Source organism: uncultured Zhongshania sp. (assembly GCF_963975605.1).
Classification (GTDB): Bacteria; Pseudomonadota; Gammaproteobacteria; order Pseudomonadales; family Spongiibacteraceae; genus Spongiibacter; species Spongiibacter aquimaris.
Genome location: NZ_CAXBHN010000002.1, coordinates 439964 through 460328, shown reverse-complemented (window position 1 = coordinate 460328; position 20365 = coordinate 439964). Strand labels below are relative to the sequence as shown.

Sequence of the window (20365 nt, the reverse complement as noted above, 5' to 3'; positions counted from 1 at the left end):
GCGCTAAGAAAAAGCGCGCTAAGTGTTTCATATATCATCGATTTCCCTTATAATTCCGCGCCTTTATGGCTTCGGTCATATAATCGCTTCGAATTTTTCGATAAGCAGGTATGAAAACCTGCCCAAATGCTAGGAAATGAAACAAGAATGGTCACTATTCGTTTGGCACGTGGCGGCTCTAAAAAGCGCCCATTTTATCATCTGACAGTTACTGACAGCCGCACTTCACGCGACGGTCGTTTTATTGAGCGCGTTGGTTTCTTTAATCCAGTTGCTCGCGGTAACGAAGAGCGTTTACGCGTTGACAATGCGCGTGTAGACCACTGGGTTTCGCAAGGTGCTCAAGTGTCTGATCGCGTTGCAAAACTGCTTAAAGACGCAGCAGCTGCCGCTTAAATGACAGCATTTACCCCGGAAAATCGGGTTGTTATCGCTAAGATTTCTGCGGTGTACGGGGTAAAGGGATGGGTGAAAATACATTCATTCACCGATCCCATAAGTAATTTTTTTGATTATAGCGATATGTACTTCTGCAGGGCTGGGAAGTGGCAGCGTGCAGAGTTTGATGAGTGCCGAGCACATGGCAAGGGTATTATTGGCCACTTGAAAGGGGTTGATGATCGCGATGTGGCTGCGAGCTACTGCGGCCTTGAGTTGTCAGTTGCAGAAGCGCTGCTGCCCAAGCTTGAAGGTGATGATTTTTACTGGCATCAACTGACAGGCTTGAAAGTGGCAACACTTTACTCATCGGCGGAGCCGGTATTGCTTGGTGAGGTTAGCCACCTACTTGAAACGGGTGCAAATGATGTTCTTGTCGTGCAGAAGTGCACGGGAAGTCTGGATGATAAGGAGCGTTTAATTCCTTATGTACCTGAGCAATTTATAAAAGATATCAACCTAGATACGGGGATGATATTGGTGGACTGGGATCCTGAGTTCTAGTTAAAAAGGGCTAAGGGGACGACGTTTTGGACATATCGGTGGTCAGTCTTTTTCCCGAGATGTTCGCTGCAGTTAGCGATTACGGCGTAACCGGTCGCGCAGTTCAGAAAGGTTTGTTGAATATTTCGTGTTGTAATCCGCGTGATTACACCACTGATCGTCATCAAACGGTGGATGACCGGCCCTATGGCGGTGGTCCCGGAATGGTAATGATGACCGCCCCGCTAGAGCAGGCTATCCATGCCGCTAAAGCGTCGGTGGCGCCTGGTGCGACGGTTATATATTTGTCGCCTCAGGGGCGTCCACTAGATCAGCAGGGCTTGGTCGAATTAGCACAAAGGCCGTCGCTGGTGCTGTTAGCTGGACGGTATGAAGGAGTAGATGAGCGCCTAATCGAGGCCGAAGTCGACGAAGAGTGGTCGATAGGTGATTACGTGCTAAGCGGTGGTGAGCTAGCTGCCATGGTGATGATCGACGGCTTAAGTCGCTTGCTACCAGGTGTGTTGGGGCATCATTTGTCGGCAGAGCAAGACTCGTTTGCCGAAGGATTGTTAGATTGTCCGCATTACACGCGGCCTGAGCATTACCGAGATAGAGCGGTGCCAGACGTGTTGTTAAGTGGAAATCACGAAGCGATACGGCGTTGGCGACTGAAGCAGTCGTTGGGCCGAACTTGGTTGCGGCGCAGAGATCTACTGCAAAAAGTAGAGCTGAGTAGCGAACAAAATACATTGCTGGCGGAATTTATCCGCGAGCTTGACGATTAACTGACATCTAGCTGTGAAGCTATAAACTTTCGAATTTAGGAGCATGCCATGAGCACCAACAAAATTATTGCCGAACTGGAAGCAGAGCAGGCCACCAAAGAGCTGCCGGAATTCAGCCCCGGTGACACCGTTGTCGTTCAGGTAAAAGTGAAAGAGGGTGCTCGTGAGCGTCTTCAGGCTTTTGAAGGTGTTGTTATTGGTATCCGTAACCGTGCTCTGAACTCTGCTTTCACCGTACGTAAAATTTCTCACGGTGTCGGTGTAGAGCGTACTTTCCAGACATACAGCCCATTGATCGACAGCATTGAAGTTAAGCGTCGCGGCGACGTGCGCCAAGCGAAACTTTACTACTTGCGTGAGCTGAGCGGTCGTGCAGCACGTATTAAAGAAAAGTTGGGCGCAAAAGCCTAAGTTTTTGATAGTTCTAAAAAAGGCAGCCATTGGCTGCCTTTTTTGTTTTCTTGTCGAGCAAATTAAGTCGCTCGCTGCGTTAGATTGTAAATCAGAATAAGTGCAAAAAAAGCGAGTGCGTAGATTGTATTTTCATCGCATACTTTCTAGCCTGTCCCCGCCGCAAGATCGCGCTAGCTTCCCTGAGGCGGTACACAAGTTTGATAGTGTTTGGGTGGATGAAACTTGTAGCGATAAAATCGTTCATATTGAGGTGTTCGATATTCGCAGAATCTGGAGAAGTTGTTTGAATAATTACATGAGAGTTATTGTGCGTCGTGTTTTCTTGATGCTGGCCTTTGGTGCTGCGCTGTTTCAGTTATCCAGTCACGCCGCCGCGTCGGTCGTGATTGATAAAGCTGCCGACACGGCAATTCGTGCGTCTTTTAAGGCAACGCGACCTGATATCGTCATTAGTCAAATAGAGGCCAGTGGCATACCTGGTTTATACGTTGTTAGCATGCAAAACGGCCCTACAGTTTACGCTAGTGCGGACGGCCGTTATTTTATCGCCGGCGATATGTTTGAAATCAGCGCGGCGGGTATTGAAAGCGTAGCTGAGAAAAAGCTTAAGCCGGTTCGCAAGGAGTTGCTTGCACAAATTAAGCGTGAAGATATGATTATTTTTAGCCCCAAAGGTGAAACCAAGGGCGCTATTTATGTTTTTACCGACGTGGATTGCGGGTACTGCCGCAAACTTCATGAAGAAGTGCCGCAATTAAATGCTATGGGCATAGAGGTGCGTTACCTCGGTTATCCTCGCGCGGGTTTAGGTACGCCGACTTACGATAAAATGGTGTCAGCGTGGTGTGCAGATGACCGCAAAGCCGCGATGGATTCGCTAAAGGTAGGCGCTGCAATTGATCCTAAAAAATGTACTAATCCCATTGCCGCAGAGTATCAGCTGGGGGCTCAAATGGGGGTAACGGGAACACCAGCTATCGTGCTGGAAGACGGCAGTATGATTCCTGGCTACAAAACTGCTCAGCAGTTGGGTCCGATGATACTGAATTAATTGCTAGCAAATAGCGTAAAAAGGGAGCGATTAGCTCCTTTTTTATGCGCCGATTTTCATTCTGCTTTTTTCTTCGCTCCAACTTTGTAACCAAATGTCATTTTTTTTGTTGCTAATCGACATGGTTACACCTCATCTCTTTGTTCCAGAATAGCCCTCCTGATTTTAATGTGCTCGTCTCTAATTTGTGTCGTGGGCGGCTTGGCATTTATCGATCAGTGTGTCACTCAACACAATAATGGGCGTCTGACGACAGATTTTGCATCCAAGGCTAAGCTATATTGTTCTGAGCTGTAAGGTCGCATGGTGGATGAAGGTGTGCAGCTATGCGGCGGTGCGAGTTATATGCAGGAATACGAAATTTGTAATCTCTAAGCTAACGCCTGTATCGGCCGAAAATTGGCCGGTACATTAGAAATAATGAAATAAATCATCGCGCGTTCAATTTTTGAAAGGCGCTAAATTTTAACTCACCTTAAAAGTAGGAGAAAACGTATGGATATTAATGGAAAAGTAGCAGTTGTCACCGGTGGTGCTTCAGGTTTAGGTGAAGGCACTGTGCGCGCTTATGTTGCGAAAGGCGGCAAGGTCGCTATTTTTGATATGAACGCCGACCGTGGCAACGCCATCGTTGCCGAGCTGGGTGCGGATAAGGTTAGCTTCCACAATGTTAATGTCGCGGATGAAGACTCGGTGTCGACTGCCATCGCCGAAGTCATGGCAAAGTTTGGTGCAATCCATATCTGCAATAACTACGCGGGTATCGGCAGTGCGGCTAAAACCTTGAGCAAAAACGGCGCATTCCCACTCGACGCGTATAAAGCCGTTATCAATGTGAATTTAATTGGCACTTTCAATGTTGCGCGTCTAGTCGCCGAGCAAATGGCGAAAAACGAGCCCTACGATGGCGCCAATGCGCGTGGTGTTATTATCAACACCGCATCGGTTGCTGCTTATGAAGGTCAAGTTGGCCAAGTTGCCTACAGTGCTTCAAAAGGCGGTGTTGTCGGAATGACGTTGCCAATGGCGCGCGATTTGGCTTCTTACGGTATTCGTGTCAATACGATCGTACCTGGCTTAATTCACACGCCGCTGTTTGAAACTATTCCAGAAGCCGCCTACAAATCCTTGGAAAACAGCGTGGTTAATCCTCAGCGTCTGGGTCGCCCAGATGAGATCGCTCACCTGTCAGTCATGATTGCTGAAAACGAATATATGAACGGCGAATCTATCCGCTTGGATGGTGCCATTCGTATGCAGCCTCGCTAATTGCGCTTAACCAAGCCAAATATGGCGTCGTAGCGATTGCGCGACGCCAAAGAAAGGAGCTGCTATGTCAGACTACCAATGTCTTGAATATAAAAAAGTCGGTATGGTCGCGGCAATCCATTTGAATCGTCCGGATTCCTTAAATGCCTTCAATCGTCAGATGCGTAGCGAGCTACTAATCGCGCTTGAGCACGCGAATCAAGATAGTGATGTTCGCGTCGTTGTTCTCGGCGCCAATGGGCGGGGGTTTTCATCGGGAGCGGATTTGGCTGAAGGGTTTCTTGAAGGCCAAACGGTTGAAGATCAGATCCTTGATGAATACGGGCCGATACTGTCATTAATCGGCGCAATGGATAAAACTGTTATTGCTGCATCTCCCGGTGTTATGGCGGGTGTTGGCGCGGCGATCGCAATGCGTTGCGATCTTCTGGTGATGGCTGAGACCGGTAATTTGATGATGGCATTTAGCAATGTCGGACTCGTACCGGATGGCGGTGCGAGTTGGCAGTTGCTGCGCTATTTAGGGTACCAGCGCTGTTACGCTTTAATGGCTGAGGGTGGCCGCATCGACGCGTCAATCTGTCTCAATGCCGGTATTGCTAATAAGTTGGCTCCCGCAGATCAGGTACTTGACACCGCTATGACGTGGGCAGAAAAACTTGCCCTGCGAGCGCCGGTGGCGTTGCGTGAGATGAAAAAGCTACTTCGTCAAGCTGCGGATGATAGTTATGACGAAACCGTAAAGCGTGAGGCAAAGGCGCAGAAAATTTGTGTTGAAACGGCTGATGCAAAAGAGGCGATGCAAGCATTCTTTGAAAAAAGGCCGCCGGTATTTCGCGGGGAATAAATTTTTTGAGAATTATTTTGATAACAGCGTCCGCGCTGAAACGAGGATAGAAAGATGAGTGATGAAGTATTAGTCAGTGTTGAAGACGGTGTGATGATTGTGACCATCAATCGTCCAAAAGCAAAAAACTCTGTGAACCTCGCCGTTGCCAAGGGCATCGCTGCGGCAATGGAAGAGTTGGATAGCAATGATGAGATTCGCGCCGCGATTTTGACCGGTGCGGATAATACATTTTGCGCCGGTATGGATCTAAAAGCCTTTGTTACTGGTGAAATGCCTATTATTAAAGGCCGTGGATTCGCGGGTTTGTGTGAGCAGCCCCCCAAGAAGCCATTAATTGCAGCGGTCGAAGGTTTTGCTTTGGCTGGCGGTTTTGAGTTGGCTATTTGCTGCGACCTGATTGTGGTTGCGGATAATGCCAAATTTGGCATTCCTGAGGCTAAGCGTGGATTGGCAGCAGCAGCGGGTGGCCTGATGCGTTTACCGCGTCAAATACCTTCTCGCGTAGCAATGGAAATGGCTTTAACGGGCGATTTTATCAGCGCGCAACGCGCCTACGATTTAGGTTTGGTCAATAAAGTTGTTGAGGCCGGCGGTGCACTAGAAGGTGCTAAAGCCTTTGCACGTAGCATTGCAGCCAATGGCCCCATGGCTGTTATTGCGAGTAAGCAGGTTGTTATCAACTCGCAGGACTGGCAGCAAAACGACATGTTCCCAGAGCAAGCTAAAATAGTTGATCCGGTTTTTAGTAGTAAAGATGCCATTGAAGGTGCGACGGCATTTGCAGAAAAACGCGCGCCAAACTGGAAAGGTTGTTAATCGCCCGCAGGGCTTATAGCGAGGAAATAATGATGAAAGAAGCATGGATTATAGACGCCTGTCGCACTCCCCGTGGTATTGGTAAAGTGGGCAAGGGTTCATTGGCGGGTATCCACCCACAACAATTGGGTGCAACAGTACTAAAAGCACTTGCTGAGCGCACTAAATTAAATACCGCCGATGTTGACGATATTATTTGGGGTACCAGTTCACAGCGTGGCGAACAGTCCGGCGACCTTGGCCGTATGGCGGCGTTGACTGCTGGCTATGACGTGAAAAGTAGCTCAGTCACCTTAGATCGTTTCTGCGGTTCTGGTATCACAGTAGTGAATCTTGCTGCTGCATCCATCATGTCCGGTATGGAGGACGTGGTTATAGCGGGCGGCACCGAAATGATGTCGAACTACGGGCAGAACGGTAACGACCCGTCTATGTTCCTGGATAACGGCAATATGGTGTTGCGTGAGGTTCATCCCCAGCCTCACCAAGGTGTGTGTGGCGATGCGATTGCCACCTTAGAAGGTATTACGCGTGAAGACTTGGATAAGCTAGCGTTCACCAGTCAGCAACGCGCTGCCCATGCTATAGAGAACGGGCACTTCGACAAAAGCCTGGTGCCCGTATACCGCGAAGACGGTACGCTTGCTTTGGACAAGGAAGAATTTCCGCGTCCTAGCACGACATTAGAAGGTTTGTCGCAGCTTAAGCCCGCCTTTGCTGAGCTGGCTTATTACCCACTAGATGAGGCGGGTACTACCTACGCGGGTCTAGTGAATAAAGTCTACCCAGATCTAAAAATTAGCCACGTTCACCATGGCGGTAACTCCTCCGGTGTGGTTGATGGTGCAGCGGCTATTTTGCTGACGTCGCCAGAATATGCAAAAGCAAATGGCCTCAAGCCGCGCGCGAAAATTGTTGCTATGGCAAATATGGGTGACTCACCAACCCTTATGCTAAATGCACCCGTACCAGCGACGTTGAAAGTGCTCAAAAAAGCCGGTTTAACCGTTGATGATATCGACCTATTTGAAATCAACGAAGCCTTTGCAGTTGTTGCTGAAAAGTATATTCGCGACCTGAAATTGGATCGTGACAAGGTCAACGTCAACGGCGGCGCAATGGCACTTGGCCATCCTATCGGCGCTACCGGTGCAATCTTGATTGGCACGGTATTAGACGAGTTAGAGCGCCGAGGCCTTAAGCGCGGTTTGGTTACCATGTGTGCCGCTGGCGGTATGGCACCTGCAATCATCATTGAGCGTATCTAGTTGCTTGTAGATTATAGGATGTAGCAAATGAGGACTCGTATTACCGAGATGCTGGGGATTAAATACCCCATTATTCAAGGCGGTATGCAGTGGGTCGGACGCGCCGAGCTAGCCTCGGCGGTGTCTAATGCGGGCGGCTTGGGAATTTTGACTGCGCTAACGCAGCCAACTCCCGAAGACCTGTACCGCGAAATCCTTCGCTGTAAAGAAATGACGGATTTACCTTTTGGCGTAAACCTCACTATTTTGCCGACGATTAATCCCGTTCCCTATATGGAATATGCTGAAGCCGCGATTCAGGGTGGCGTTAAAATAGTGGAAACCGCTGGGCGTAGCCCAGAGGACTTTATGCCGCTATTTAAAGCCAATGGTGTGCGGGTTATTCACAAATGCACCTCCGTTCGTCACGCCCTTAAAGCCGAGCGAATTGGTTGTGATGCGGTTAGTGTTGACGGTTTTGAGTGCGCGGGACACCCTGGTGAAGACGATGTCACCAATATGATTCTGCTGCCTGCGGCGGCAGCAAAACTGAGTATTCCCATGATCGCCTCCGGCGGTATTGGCGATGCACAGGGTCTCGTTGCTGCTCTGGCGCTGGGTGCGGAAGGCATCAATATGGGCACACGTTTTGTCGCGACCAAAGAAGCGCCGGTTCATGACAATATTAAGCAGGCGATGGTCGATGCCGATGAGCGTCAAACCGCATTGATTTTCCGCAGTCTTAACAATACCGCGCGGGTTTTTCGCAATGCGATTGCCAAGCAAGTGGTCGAGATAGAAGGGCGCGACGGCAAAACCGACTTCGCCGATATTCAGCCTTTAGTAGCGGGCGCACGCGGTCGCGAAAATGTGTTGGAAGGCGGCGACGTCGACGGCGGTGTTTGGACGGCCGGTATGGTCATTGGTTTGATCAATGATATCCCAAGCTGCCAAGTTCTGTTAGACCGCATGGTAAGCGAGGCAGAAGCGATTATTAGCCGACGTCTCATGAGTTTGTGCGGGGAAGATTGACGCTCTTCTTCATACGGAACTCCTTTAGCAAAACAGCTGCATTTCATGTGGCTGTTTTGCTATCTGGGGGATATTTTGACCTCACAGCGGTGATGCGGCTGAATAAACTGCCTTGAATTGCGACAGCCCATAGCCTTAGCGCCTTACCTTGACTAAAATGCACACCTTTCGGGTACAAAATACTCTGGTGCTTCCACGTGTATCTGCGTGAGTAAGCAAGAGCGACGCACCCAATGGTTTACCTGACGTTTAAGGAGCAGTGGTGGATTCGGTCAAAGTAGGAATATGTGGTTTAGGAACCGTCGGTGGCGGCACATTTGCGGTATTGGCTCGTAACGCGACAGAAATTGCGGCACGAGTGGGCGCAGATATTGTGGTGACGCAGGTTGGTTCGCGTCGCGATAATCCAAAATATGATTTGAGTGGCGTGGCCGTCGAGCGCGATGTATTTGCGGTGGCTGATAACCCAGAGATCGATATCCTCGTTGAGTTGATCGGCGGTACAACGGTTGCTAAAGAATTGGTATTGCGCGCAATCGCCAATGGCAAGCACGTTGTTACTGCGAACAAGGCCCTAATCGCTGAACACGGCAATGAAATTTTTGCAGCGGCTGCTGAGAAAGGCGTGACCGTTGCATTTGAAGCAGCAGTAGCCGGCGGTATTCCGATTATTAAAGCGCTGCGCGAAGGTTTAGCGGGTAATAAAATTCAGTGGTTGGCGGGTATCATTAACGGTACTGGCAACTTTATTCTGTCTGAGATGCGTGAAAAAGGCCGTGATTTCGCCGATGTGTTGGCAGAGGCGCAGGCGCTTGGCTACGCCGAGGCTGACCCGACTTTTGACGTAGAAGGGATCGATGCCGCTCATAAACTAGTAATTTTGGCGTCCTTGGCCTTTGGTATTCCACTTCAGTTTGACAAAGTATTTACCGAAGGCATTAGCCGGATTGCCCAAGAAGACGTCATTTACGCCGAAGAGCTTGGCTACCGTATTAAACATCTCGGTATTGCTCGCGATACCAACGACGGTATAGAGCTTCGTGTTCACCCCACACTCATCCCTGAAAAGCGTTTAATCGCCAATGTAAACGGCGTGATGAACGCGGTACTGGTTCAGTCTGACGCGGTTGGCCCAACGCTTTACTACGGCGCCGGTGCCGGCGGTGAGCCGACAGCATCAGCAGTGGTCGCGGATATTATTGATGTGGCGCGTACCTTGAGTGCGCAGCCGAGTAATCGCGTGCCGTACTTATCTTTCCAAACTGCATCTCTGAGCACGCATCCAATACTACCGATAGATGCGGTAGAGACCGCGTATTACCTGCGTATGGCCGCGGTCGATAAGCCCGGTGTGTTGTCGAAAGTAGCGCAAATTTTGAGTGACGGCGGTATCAGCATCGAAGCCTTAATCCAGAAAGAACCCGCTGATGGCGCGAATCTGGTACCGATGATTATACTGACCAACCGCACAGTAGAAGCCAAACTATCAGCAGCGGTCACCCAGATAGAAGGGCTAGAGAGCATAGTCGGCGAAGTCACCCGGATTCGCGTGGAGTCATTGGCAGGATGATCTGGTCAGACGTCTGAAGTCGGGCGTCTGATGCGTTCGACCTCAGACATCCAACGTCGGATTTTGGGTTTTGCACGTGCGTTAAAATTGAAGAGCGCACTGAAACAACAATTAGCAATGAGTAAAATTAAGTGAAATACATAAGCACCCGTGGCAAAGCGCCCGCCCTGAATTTTGAAGATGTTTTGCTTACTGGTTTAGCACCAGACGGCGGCTTGTATGTGCCAGAAACCTTACCGGAATACAGCAAAGAGCAGATTGCCGCGTGGTCGTCGCTGTCGTATACCGATTTGGCCTTCCAGATTATTCAGCCATTCATCGGTGGCTGTATTCCAGACGATGATTTAAAAGCGATTATCGATGACACCTATGTGGATTTTCGCCACCCTGCGATAGCGCCTTTAGTGCAGCTTGATCGCAATGAATGGGTACTCGAATTATTCCAAGGGCCAACCTTGGCGTTTAAAGATTTTGCACTGCAGATGCTGGGTCGTTTGCTGGACTACGTATTGGAGCGCCGTCAGCAAAAAGTGGTGATTATGGGGGCGACCTCTGGGGATACCGGTTCTGCTGCCATTCAAGGCTGTAAGCGCTGCACGAATATCGATATTTTCATTCTGCACCCTTACCAGCGTGTATCAGAAGTGCAGCGCCGCCAGATGACGACGGTGGTGGGTGATAATATCCATAATATCGCTGTGCGCGGCCATTTCGACCATTGCCAAGCGATGGTTAAGGCCAGCTTTGCCGATCAAAGTTTCCTGCCAGAAGGGCGCCAACTGGTTGCGGTTAACTCGATCAACTGGGCGCGGATTATGGCGCAGATCGTTTACTATTTTTATGCGGCTTACGCTGTTGGCGCACCCAATCGCTCGGTGAGTTTTTCTGTGCCGACAGGTAATTTTGGTGATATCTACGCGGGCTATTTGGCTAAACGTATGGGCTTGCCGATAGACCAGCTAGTGGTTGCCACCAACCAAAACGATATTCTGCACCGTTTTATCAGCGGCAATAAATTTGAGAAACATGAGCTGCAACACACGCTGTCGCCCAGCATGGATATCGTGGTGTCCAGTAATTTCGAGCGCATGCTGTTTGACTGCTACGACCGCGACGGCGCTGCGATTGCGGACTTAATGGAGCGTATGAATACCGAGACAGTATCTATTCCAGACAGCGCTTTCGCTAAGGTGCGTGGTTTGTTTGACAGCTACGGTGTTGACGACGCAGAAACGGTTGAAACAATCGCATCAATTTACGACGCTAGTGAATATCTATTAGATCCACATTCGGCTATTGGTGTGAAAGCGGCGCGCGAATGTCGGCGCGATATGGACACGCCAATGATTACCCTGGCGACTGCGCATCCCGCGAAATTCCCTGAAGCGGTTATGAAAGCGGGCTATCCGACAGCGCCAGCACTGCCACATCACATGAGTGATTTGTTCGACTTGGATGAGCGCTACGAAGTTATCGACAATAAAATTGGGGATGTTCACGCGTTTATCGCTGCCAACGTCCGCGCCTGAGTCGGTGTCTGATTTTCCTAAAATAATTTTGCGCACACCCGCCGCCACAGATTTTTCTGCGGCGGTTCCCCCTTTGCTGCAAAAACTCTACGGTGCGCGTGGCGTAGTCAGCGACAAGCAAATTGAAACGGGCTTAGAGCAACTTCCCAAGCCTGATATGAAAGGCTTGCCGCAGGCCTGCACTTTGTTGGCCGACGCAATACAAAACAATCAGCGTCTGTTGATCGTGGGTGATTTCGATTGTGACGGCGCCACCAGTACCTGTGTTGGGCTGCTCGGCTTGCGCGCTTTAGGTGCGGGCCACGTAGATTACCTTGTACCCAATCGCTTTGAATATGGTTACGGCTTAACACCCGAAATTGTAGCCGTGGCCGCAGAGCGCCAACCCGATTTAATTATTACTGTCGACAATGGCATTTCCAGTATTGACGGTGTTGCGGCGGCGGCTAGGCTCGGCATTCCGGTCTTGGTGACAGATCATCATTTACCTGGCGATGCCCTGCCAGATGCGGCGGCAATTGTTAATCCCAATCAGCATGGCTGCCCGTTTCCGGCAAAATCGCTAGCCGGCGTCGGGGTGATGTTTTATGTGCTGCTGGCTTTGCGCAGTGAATTGCGTGAACGGGCATGGTTTTCTGATGAGCGCCCCGAGCCTAATTTGGCCGAGTTATTAGACTTGGTTGCCCTAGGTACCGTCGCGGATGTGGTGCCACTTGAGCAGGCGAATAGAGTGCTGGTGACACAGGGCTTACGGCGGATTCGCGCTGGTCGTTGCCGTCCTGGTATTAAGGCTTTGCTCCGCGTTGCGGGTAAAGAGGCCACTCGCTTAGTTGCTGCCGATATGGGGTTTGCCCTTGGTCCGCGCTTAAATGCGGCGGGCCGCTTGGACGATATTAGCTTGGGGATTCGATGCCTGCTCACCGAAGACGAGGATGTGGCGCAAAGCTTGGCGGCGGAACTCGACGATTTAAACCGGGAGCGCCGGGCCATCGAGCAGAGCATGAAAGATGACGCCATGCGGGTGTTGGCGCATTTGCAGTTGGATGCCAGCCATATTCCCAATGGCATTTGCCTCTACGACCCCACTTGGCATCAGGGCGTGGTCGGTATTTTGGCTTCGCGGATTAAAGACAGATACCATCGGCCGGTTATCGCGTTTGCAGACGCAGATGACGAGGAAATGAAGGGCTCTGCGCGCTCCATTCCCGGCCTGCATTTACGAGATGCCTTAGACCTTTTAGCCAAGAGAAACCCGGGCCTACTGAATAAGTTTGGTGGCCACGCCATGGCCGCCGGCTTGAGTTTGGCTAAGGCAGATTACTCGCGATTTGAAATCGCCTTTGACGCGATTGTGGCGGAGCTGACAAACGAAGAGCAACTCACCGCCGCCGTGCATAGCGATGGCGAGTTACTGCCAGCGGATTTTTCCATTGAGCACGCCGAGTTATTGCGCAGCGCTGGACCGTGGGGGCAAAACTTTCCGGAGCCTAAGTTCCACGGCAGGTTTCGCCTTGTCCAGCAGCGTATTGTGGGTGAACGCCATTTGAAGATGGTGTTATCTCCAATCGGTGCTGATCAGCAAATAATTGATGCAATCGCCTTCAATATTGATACCGCGCAGTGGCCGAATCAACAGGCTGACGAAGTGGAGTTGGTGTACAAACTGGATAGCAATTTGTTCAGAGAGCGCCTATCGGTGCAATTATTGGTCGACCATCTGCGGGTGGTATTGTAGGACTTTTAGGGTCATCTAATTACGCCCGCTCTTTGTAGCCTCGTCTGATTCATAGCTACGCTTTGCTCAGTGCCTCGCATCAGGTAAAATGCCCGCCTTTTCCACGTCTGACCGGATATTGCTTAATGTTAGAAGTAAACGCCATACGCCAATCCCTTAAAAGCATGGGCGAAAGAACCGACGTGCTTCGGGGGTACCTTTGACTACGCCAACAAGAAAGAACGTTTAACGGAAGTTGAGCTAGAACTGGGTGACCCAAAAGTGTGGGATGACCCAAAGCGTGCCCAAGACTTAGGTCGCGAGCGAGCGTCTTTAGAGGCAGTAGTTGAGACCATTGACGAGTTAGATAGTGGCGTCGCAGATTGCAGCGAGCTGCTGGATATGGCAGTAGAAGAGGGCGACGACGATACCATTAGCGGTATGCAGGCTGATGTCGACCGCTTGGAAACCTCATTAGCGACATTAGAATTCCGCCGTATGTTTTCTGGCGAGATGGATCCCAATAACTGCTATTTGGATATTCAATCTGGCTCCGGCGGTACCGAAGCACAGGATTGGGCCAATATGGTTTTGCGCATGTATTTGCGTTGGTGCGAAAGCCGCGGTTTTAAAGCGGAGTTGGTTGAATTGTCCGATGGTGAAGTGGCGGGAATTAAAAGCGCGACCATCCATATTCAAGGGGAGTATGCCTTTGGGTGGCTGCGCACCGAAACCGGCGTTCACCGCCTAGTGCGTAAGTCTCCTTTCGATTCAGGCAATCGTCGCCACACCTCGTTTTGTTCGGTGTTTATTTCACCAGAGATTGATGATGACATCGAAATAGATATTAATCCGTCGGATGTGCGCACCGATACCTACCGCGCTAGCGGGGCAGGTGGTCAGCACATCAACAAAACCGATTCGGCGGTGCGTTTAACTCATGTTCCCACTAACATCGTAGTTCAGTGCCAAAACCAGCGCTCGCAGCATCAGAACCGCGACAGCGCCTGGAAAATGTTGAAAGCAAAACTTTACGAGTTGGAAATGCAGAAGCGCAACAGCGCGGCGCAGGAACTGGAAGACAGTAAATCGGATATCGGCTGGGGCAGCCAGATTCGCTCCTATGTCTTAGACGACCAACGCATTAAAGACTTGCGCACTAATGTGCAGACCAGTAACTGCGGTGCGGTGCTAGACGGCGATTTAGATCAGTTTATTGAAGCAAGCTTGAAGTTCGGCCTTTAACAGGCCGAGTCGGGTGTCCGAAGTCTGGCGTCTGACGAGAAATTCGTACGCGTTTTAAGTAAAGTGCCGAACTTGGTGCCTTAATTTTCAAATACAAATAAGCAGTGCGCTGCTTTTAATACGTCCGACGTCAGACCTCCGACGCCCGACCCAGGAACTAAAAATGTCTGAGAATCACAACGAAATTGAAAATGCCCAGGAAGAGAACCGCCTTATCGCTGAGCGTCGCGCTAAATTAAGTGCGATTCGCGAAAAGCGCAATGCCTTTCCTAATACCTTTCGTCGTGAAGATTACGCCGACCGTCTGCAGGTCGAGTTGGGCGAAAAGGGCAAAGAAGAGTTAGAGACTTTAGATCGTCAAGCCAGCATCGCCGGTCGCATTATGGCTAAGCGCGGGCCGTTTATGGTGCTGCAAGACATGACTGGGCGTATTCAGGTCTATGTGGATAAAAAGCAGTTTCCAGAAGAATTAGCAGACGAAATCAAAACTTGGGATATCGGCGATATTATTTCTGCTAGCGGTCCGGTTCATAAGTCAGGAAAGGGCGACCTGTACGTTTACATGAAAGAAACCTCGCTGCTGACCAAATCCCTGCGGCCTTTGCCTGATAAATTCCACGGCCTGCAAGATCAAGAAATTCGCTATCGTCAGCGTTATGTCGACCTCATCATGAATGAGTCTTCGCGCCGCACCTTTGCGATTCGCTCAAAAATGATCAGCTCGATTCGCAACTTCTTACAGCAGCGTGATTTCGTCGAGGTAGAAACGCCAATGATGCAGGTCATTCCAGGTGGCGCCAGCGCGAAACCCTTTGTGACGCATCACAATGCCCTGAGCATGGATATGTATTTGCGTATCGCTCCAGAATTGTATTTAAAGCGTTTGGTCGTCGGTGGTATTGAGCGGGTCTTTGAGATTAACCGTAACTTCCGCAACGAAGGCTTATCAACACGACATAACCCAGAATTCACCATGATCGAATTCTACCAAGCCTATGCTGACTACAAAGATATGATGGATTTGACCGAGGCCATGTTGCGCAACACCGCGCAGGAAGTGCTGGGTACTACCACCATAAATTACCAGGGCAGCGAGTACGACTTTGCCAAACCGTTTACCCGTCTCTCGGTTTTCGATTCGGTACTGCAATACAATACAGATATCAGCGCAGCGCAATTGTCTGATATGGCCCAAGCTACAGTCATTGCAAAAAAACTCGGCGTCGATGTGAAAGACAGCTGGGGTCTGGGTAAGATTCAGATCGAAATTTTTGAAGAGACTGTTGAGCACAAGCTCGATCAGCCGACCTTCATTACCGAATACCCAACCGAAGTATCTCCGCTGGCGCGTCGCAACGACGATAATCCGTTTGTGACGGATCGTTTTGAGTTTTTTGTGGGCGGCCGTGAACTTGCCAACGGCTTTTCGGAGCTGAACGATTCAGAAGATCAAGCTGAGCGCTTTATGGCACAGGTTGCTGAAAAAGACAGCGGTGACGACGAAGCCATGCATTACGATGCCGACTTTATCGCTGCACTGGAATATGGCCTGCCGCCAACAGCGGGCGAGGGCATAGGTATTGATCGTCTGGTGATGCTGTTCACCGATGCGCCGTCGATAAGAGATGTATTGTTGTTCCCACATATGCGGCCAGAGTAAGTCTGAGGTCGGAGGTCTGGCGTCGGATGTGTAAAGAACTCATTACACGCGTCTGACATCCGACTTCTGACGTCAAGAATAAAAGCTGTGTAGACAGCTGCTTACGCAACTATGCTATAGTGACCTCCACGTTTTATCGTCCTTGGGGAATGTGGAAATGAGTATCGAAAACGTCGATTTATTTGACGGTCTGATGCCGGAAGAAATTCAGATTTTACGCGATACCAGTGTGGTTCGTGAATTTGCAAAAAATACCGTATTAATACACGAAGGCGACGTTGCCGATTCACTTTATGTGGTCGAATCTGGTCGAGTTAAAGTCTATTGCAGTGACAAAGGTGGTAAAGACTTTGTACTGAATATTCTTGAGCACGGTGACTATTTTGGCGAGCTTGCTTTGCTTGATGACGATAAGCGTTCGGCCTCGGTGCGGGCGATGGAAGCCAGCAAAGTTCGCATTATCTATAAAGAAGATTTCAAAGCGATTTTGGATCTACATCCAAATATCACACGCATTTTAAATAAAAATCTTACCCGTCGAATTCGCAAGTTAACAAACGATGTTAAGAGCTTGGCGCTGCAAGACGTTTATGGTCGCGTAGTAAAAGTGCTGACTAGTTTGGCGCTACCAGCAGAAGAAGATGGCAGTATGCGTATCGATGAAAAACTCACTCAGCAAGAAATTGCCGATCGGGTCGGTTCATCGCGGGAAATGGTAGCGCGTATTTTGAAAGACCTTACCATCGGTGAATATATTGATGTTGACGGTCGCCATATTATTATTAAACGCAAGCTGCCAGAAAGTTATTAAATCGGCGCTTTTGGTAAAAAGTGATTATATCGCTTCTTACCAATGATAATTTAACTCTAAGACAAATTGATAACTGCTGAAACCGACTTCAGCTTCGCTCCCTAAAGGGAGATCGGTGTTGACGTATTTGCGTGCGTTCTCGGGGTTGGCGATGAATACAATGCTCGTCTGCCAATGCTTATTAAGTCGGTGTTCGATACCACCGCCAAGATGGTATTTGGCGGTAAGATTGTTTAGCGGATTGCTCGCGCCTTTTTTAACGGCGTAACCGACATGGTTTATACCGCTGTAAATTGTCGTGCTGTCGCTATATTTATATTCAAGGCCAATTGACTGCATAAACTGGTCCTGCCCGCCGAAATCACTCACCGTAACTATTTGCTGTGGTGCTAATAGTTTGTTTGGTCCTGAAAGGGTTGTTGTTACTTTGCCTAGTGCCTCACTCCATTGATACCAATTAATGTCGGCGCCAACGGTGAGCTTGGGGCTAATTTTCCAGCCAAAACCAATGCCAATTTCTTTTGGAAGTGATAAGCCTTGTATTGCAGCGGACTGATAATTAACGCGGCCGATGCCGGTCGACTCGAAGTTAACGCTGGCCTTACCATTCTCAAGGTTTAATTCCGTGCTGTGACCATACGCTAAGCCGATGTGCAACGTGTCACTGATGGCATACTGCACACCGCCTCGCCAAGAAAAGCTCGTGCCGCTGGCGTCCCATAGAGCGAGACCATAAAAGCCAGTGGCAAGATCCGAGGTGTTCGGCAAGATGTTTTGCTCGGCTTCGGCATAATTTATCGATGCGCTTAAACCAATACGAAGCTTATCACTAGCCTGCCATGCGACTACGGGTGCAAATCGAAAAACCCCAAACTTTGCAGATAACTCATCGCGGTTACCATAAGTGGTCTCCAATTTTTGATAGTCATATCCGACCCCGCCTTGCGCGAATAAACCAAGACCAATGGTGATATTGGGCGAGCTTTCGAGTGGTTTTGACCAACCTAAGCTCACTAAGAGCATGTTGTCGAGTCGAGAGTCCTGGGAGTTGCCTAGTGAGTCTCGGTAGTTCAGACCGGTTAATAGGTGTGGCTCAAGGGCCATATACAGGGCCTGGCCTCCAATTTTTGTCAGGCCTGCTGGGTTGTTATTGATACTGAGTGAATTGTCTGAAAATGCCATGTCAGTGCCGAGCATGCCTATGGATTTGGCACCATAGCCAATAGGCATAATTGCGACCCCTGCGTTCGCAGTAACGCTAAAGCTCGCTAATAGGCAAAGTACCAATAGTAGGTTGTTATGGCGTAGGTCGCCTTTTAACTGAGTGATCATGGCAAATCCAATATTTAGTATTTAATATACTAAACGGTATGTTATCAAAAAACATACTGCTTGGTATATTCTTATCGAAAAGTGGGTATGTGTTCTGAGTGTTATGTTCACATTGTCTTATGAAGTGGATCTAATCGGCGGGAGGGCTTATGGCAGAAGGTTTGGGGAAGCGGGAGCGTACTCGCGCCGTTATTTTATTGTCCAGCGCGCATCAATTTGCTAAACACGGTTTTAATGGCGTGAGTATGGACTCATTGGCCAAAGCTGCGAAGCTGACGAAAGGCGCCCTATATGATCATTTTCCCTCTAAAGAGGATATATATGTACAGAGTGCCGCGCATTACCTTGAGCAGGCTCTGGCTGGTTTAATTGATGCCCCCGAAGTAGATCAATCTGAGGAAGAGGCGTTGTTCTCTTTTTTGGCCAAATTTCTAGATCGCCTAAATGAAAAGCCGGTATTAAGTAGATTAATACTCAGAGTATTAACCGAGGAGACTGGAAAGAATACCCGCGAGATTGCAGAAAAAGCATTAAATCTGCCGTTTAAACATACCGTCGACTTGGTGTCAGCGTATAGGCCAGATCTGAACGCCAGTGATTACGCCTATTCGTTTTATTGCAACGCGATTCTCAGCGAAGATCTCAAGAATGTCGTCGATGTACTGAGCCCTGATAGCCCCTCATTGTCAGTCCATGCCGCTTTATTACAGCATTTTCGGCGTATTTTGGCGGTTTAAATAAATATTGTCCTATATCCCTGAGGCTGGCTTTTAAGGTTCAACGCGGAGTTTGGCGTCACCATGGTGAAATTTCACACTTAGTAGCTGGCCTTGAGCGAGCTGCTTGCTGTCCCGAATAATTGTGCCACTCGCATTTTGTACAATGGCATAGCCTCGATTGAGAGTTTGCTCAGGTCCGAGAGCTTTAAGTTGTTGTTCCATATTTTTTAATGCGACTCGGGGCTGTTTAAGCTGCTGATTCATGGCGTGTTGTAGCCTTTCACGCAACGTACTGAGCTCTTTCTGCTTGGTCTTTAACTGCCGCTCTGGATTTAGCAGAGCGAGTTGTTGATTTACTGCTATCAGGCGCTGTTTGCGCTGGCGCTGGGCTTGCTGCCACTGGCGCTGAAGGCGAATCTCTAAATCGTCTAAGCGCTGACTTTGCTCTCGCAATTGGCTGCGGGGATCGCGTACGCGCCGGCTTAGCGATAGCAGTTGTTCTCGCCAGCGGTTTATTCTGCGAAGTTGGCTATTGGCTAGTCGGCCTTTGAGTAAATGTAGTTTCGACACCAATTCACTTTGATCTGGGCTGAGTAATTCGGCAGCCGCAGACGGGGTTGCCGCGCGAATGTCGGCAACAAAGTCACTGATACTAAAATCTACTTCATGGCCGACTGCGCTCACCACAGGGAGAGCGGAGTTGTGAATAGCCTCAGCAACGATGCGCTCATTGAAGGGCCATAGATCCTCCAGCGATCCGCCACCGCGAGATACCAGGATAACGTCAAAGTCTTTGCGGCCCTGACTTTGCCAGATATTGGCTTGTAGTATGGCGTTGGCAATTTGCTTGGCGGCGTGCTCACCTTGCACAAGTACCGGTAGTACGCTGATTTGCATGCTGGGCCAGCGTCGCTGTAGTACCGACAGAATGTCGTGAATGGCGGCGCCGGTCGGTGATGTCACTACGGCGATATGGCGAATAGTGTCGGGAAGTGGCTTTTTTGTTTCGGTATCGAACCAGCCAGCAGCAAGCAACTCTTGTTTTAATTTCTCAAAGGCTTGTGCTAAGGCGCCTGCGCCAGCGGGCTGCATGCTGTCGACAATCAGCTGGTAGTCGCCGCGGCCCTCGTAGAGACTGACTTTGCCGCGCACACTCACTTGCTTACCTGGCTCGGGACTAAAGTTAACTCGCATATTCTTGCCCTTAAAAAAGGCGCAGCGAATTTGGGCGCGGTCATCTTTAAGGGTGAAGTACCAGTGCCCGGAGCTAGGGCGGGATAGGGTAGACAACTCACCGGTGACATTGACCTGAGCAAAGCAGTCTTCGAGCAATTGTTTTGCCAAGCCGTTTAATTGGCTGACGCTTAGGGTTTGTGGCGGTTCTTGTGTAGTCATTG

General features: G+C 49.7%; 19 protein-coding genes. 17 read left to right on the top strand and 2 right to left on the bottom strand.

Going from position 1 to position 20365, the window contains the following annotated elements:
- Nucleotides 1-147: 147 nt before the first annotated feature.
- The 16 genes from rpsP to AAC007_RS04335 all read left to right on the top strand — a co-directional run bounded on the left by rpsP (nt 148) and on the right by AAC007_RS04335 (nt 16917).
- On the top strand, nt 148-396 hold the full coding sequence (gene rpsP / locus AAC007_RS04410) for a 30S ribosomal protein S16 (protein ID WP_295871444.1): 249 nt from the start codon (nt 148-150) through the stop codon (nt 394-396).
- Nucleotides 397-942, top strand: a complete 546-nt coding sequence (gene rimM / locus AAC007_RS04405; protein WP_296435833.1) for a ribosome maturation factor RimM — start codon at nt 397-399, stop codon at nt 940-942.
- Between the two features lie 26 nt (nt 943-968).
- Complete coding sequence (trmD, locus tag AAC007_RS04400) at nt 969-1709, top strand: tRNA (guanosine(37)-N1)-methyltransferase TrmD (protein ID WP_296435834.1); 741 nt, start codon at nt 969-971, stop codon at nt 1707-1709.
- Nucleotides 1710-1757: 48 nt separating this feature from the next.
- Nucleotides 1758-2120, top strand: coding sequence for a 50S ribosomal protein L19 (gene rplS / locus AAC007_RS04395; protein ID WP_219041791.1), 363 nt, complete (start codon nt 1758-1760; stop codon nt 2118-2120).
- A 286-nt stretch (nt 2121-2406) separates the two neighbouring features.
- The gene (locus AAC007_RS04390; RefSeq protein ID WP_296435835.1) at nt 2407-3174 is read left to right on the top strand and encodes a DsbC family protein; all 768 of its coding nucleotides are present in this window, start codon (nt 2407-2409) and stop codon (nt 3172-3174) included.
- A 495-nt stretch (nt 3175-3669) separates the two neighbouring features.
- Nucleotides 3670-4443, top strand: coding sequence for an SDR family NAD(P)-dependent oxidoreductase (locus tag AAC007_RS04385; RefSeq protein ID WP_295871456.1), 774 nt, complete (start codon nt 3670-3672; stop codon nt 4441-4443).
- Between the two features lie 64 nt (nt 4444-4507).
- Nucleotides 4508-5290 carry an enoyl-CoA hydratase-related protein gene (locus AAC007_RS04380; RefSeq protein ID WP_295871457.1) on the top strand — a complete coding sequence of 261 codons (783 nt, stop codon included), beginning with the start codon at nt 4508-4510 and terminating at the stop codon, nt 5288-5290.
- A 54-nt stretch (nt 5291-5344) separates the two neighbouring features.
- Entirely contained in the window at nt 5345-6109 is a 765-nt protein-coding gene (locus AAC007_RS04375) for a crotonase/enoyl-CoA hydratase family protein (RefSeq protein ID WP_219041786.1), read from the top strand.
- Nucleotides 6110-6141: 32 nt separating this feature from the next.
- A complete protein-coding gene (locus AAC007_RS04370; RefSeq protein WP_296435842.1) occupies nt 6142-7377 on the top strand; it encodes an acetyl-CoA C-acetyltransferase in 1236 nt (411 codons plus the stop codon).
- A 27-nt stretch (nt 7378-7404) separates the two neighbouring features.
- Complete coding sequence (locus AAC007_RS04365) at nt 7405-8388, top strand: nitronate monooxygenase family protein (RefSeq protein ID WP_296435836.1); 984 nt, start codon at nt 7405-7407, stop codon at nt 8386-8388.
- Nucleotides 8389-8650: 262 nt separating this feature from the next.
- A complete protein-coding gene (locus tag AAC007_RS04360) occupies nt 8651-9958 on the top strand; it encodes a homoserine dehydrogenase (RefSeq protein WP_296435837.1) in 1308 nt (435 codons plus the stop codon).
- Nucleotides 9959-10089: 131 nt separating this feature from the next.
- A complete protein-coding gene (thrC, locus tag AAC007_RS04355) occupies nt 10090-11487 on the top strand; it encodes a threonine synthase (protein ID WP_296435838.1) in 1398 nt (465 codons plus the stop codon).
- Nucleotides 11450-13222, top strand: a complete 1773-nt coding sequence (recJ, locus tag AAC007_RS04350; protein WP_296435839.1) for a single-stranded-DNA-specific exonuclease RecJ — start codon at nt 11450-11452, stop codon at nt 13220-13222. Before thrC ends, recJ begins: the two co-directional genes overlap by 38 nt.
- A gap of 125 nt (nt 13223-13347) precedes the next feature.
- Nucleotides 13348-14446, top strand: a protein-coding gene (gene prfB, locus AAC007_RS04345) for a peptide chain release factor 2 (RefSeq protein ID WP_296435840.1) whose coding sequence is annotated in 2 segments (ribosomal slippage) — nt 13348-13422 and nt 13424-14446 — 1098 coding nt in all. Because the reading frame shifts where the segments join, the coding sequence is not laid out codon by codon here.
- Nucleotides 14447-14609: 163 nt separating this feature from the next.
- Nucleotides 14610-16106 (top strand): lysine--tRNA ligase, encoded by a 1497-nt coding sequence (gene lysS, locus AAC007_RS04340; protein ID WP_339674806.1) that lies wholly within the window; start codon nt 14610-14612, stop codon nt 16104-16106.
- Between the two features lie 157 nt (nt 16107-16263).
- On the top strand, nt 16264-16917 hold the full coding sequence (locus AAC007_RS04335; protein ID WP_295871477.1) for a Crp/Fnr family transcriptional regulator: 654 nt from the start codon (nt 16264-16266) through the stop codon (nt 16915-16917).
- A 36-nt stretch (nt 16918-16953) separates the two neighbouring features.
- Here the strand turns inward: AAC007_RS04335 and AAC007_RS04330 are convergent, their stop codons facing one another.
- Nucleotides 16954-18249 (bottom strand): outer membrane protein transport protein, encoded by a 1296-nt coding sequence (locus tag AAC007_RS04330; RefSeq protein WP_339674803.1) that lies wholly within the window; start codon nt 18247-18249, stop codon nt 16954-16956.
- Nucleotides 18250-18398: 149 nt separating this feature from the next.
- On the opposite strand from AAC007_RS04330, the gene AAC007_RS04325 reads away from it, so the two are divergent.
- On the top strand, nt 18399-18986 hold the full coding sequence (locus tag AAC007_RS04325; protein WP_295871481.1) for a TetR/AcrR family transcriptional regulator: 588 nt from the start codon (nt 18399-18401) through the stop codon (nt 18984-18986).
- Nucleotides 18987-19019: 33 nt separating this feature from the next.
- Here the strand turns inward: AAC007_RS04325 and xseA are convergent, their stop codons facing one another.
- Complete coding sequence (xseA, locus tag AAC007_RS04320; protein WP_339674799.1) at nt 19020-20363, bottom strand: exodeoxyribonuclease VII large subunit; 1344 nt, start codon at nt 20361-20363, stop codon at nt 19020-19022.
- Nucleotides 20364-20365 lie beyond the last annotated feature (2 nt).

Excerpts from the sequence above, each read along its gene's own strand:
- rpsP (WP_295871444.1), top strand. The coding sequence starts at position 148 with ATGGTCACTATTCGTTTGGCACGTGGCGGCTCTAAAAAGCGCCCATTT.
- rimM (WP_296435833.1), top strand. The coding sequence starts at position 397 with ATGACAGCATTTACCCCGGAAAATCGGGTTGTTATCGCTAAGATTTCT.
- rplS (WP_219041791.1), top strand. The coding sequence starts at position 1,758 with ATGAGCACCAACAAAATTATTGCCGAACTGGAAGCAGAGCAGGCCACC.
- AAC007_RS04385 (WP_295871456.1), top strand. The coding sequence starts at position 3,670 with ATGGATATTAATGGAAAAGTAGCAGTTGTCACCGGTGGTGCTTCAGGT.
- AAC007_RS04380 (WP_295871457.1), top strand. The coding sequence starts at position 4,508 with ATGTCAGACTACCAATGTCTTGAATATAAAAAAGTCGGTATGGTCGCG.
- AAC007_RS04375 (WP_219041786.1), top strand. The coding sequence starts at position 5,345 with ATGAGTGATGAAGTATTAGTCAGTGTTGAAGACGGTGTGATGATTGTG.
- AAC007_RS04370 (WP_296435842.1), top strand. The coding sequence starts at position 6,142 with ATGAAAGAAGCATGGATTATAGACGCCTGTCGCACTCCCCGTGGTATT.
- AAC007_RS04365 (WP_296435836.1), top strand. The coding sequence starts at position 7,405 with ATGAGGACTCGTATTACCGAGATGCTGGGGATTAAATACCCCATTATT.
- recJ (WP_296435839.1), top strand. The coding sequence starts at position 11,450 with ATGTTCACGCGTTTATCGCTGCCAACGTCCGCGCCTGAGTCGGTGTCT.
- lysS (WP_339674806.1), top strand. The coding sequence starts at position 14,610 with ATGTCTGAGAATCACAACGAAATTGAAAATGCCCAGGAAGAGAACCGC.
- AAC007_RS04335 (WP_295871477.1), top strand. The coding sequence starts at position 16,264 with ATGAGTATCGAAAACGTCGATTTATTTGACGGTCTGATGCCGGAAGAA.
- AAC007_RS04330 (WP_339674803.1), bottom strand. The coding sequence starts at position 18,249 with ATGATCACTCAGTTAAAAGGCGACCTACGCCATAACAACCTACTATTG.
- AAC007_RS04325 (WP_295871481.1), top strand. The coding sequence starts at position 18,399 with ATGGCAGAAGGTTTGGGGAAGCGGGAGCGTACTCGCGCCGTTATTTTA.
- xseA (WP_339674799.1), bottom strand. The coding sequence starts at position 20,363 with ATGACTACACAAGAACCGCCACAAACCCTAAGCGTCAGCCAATTAAAC.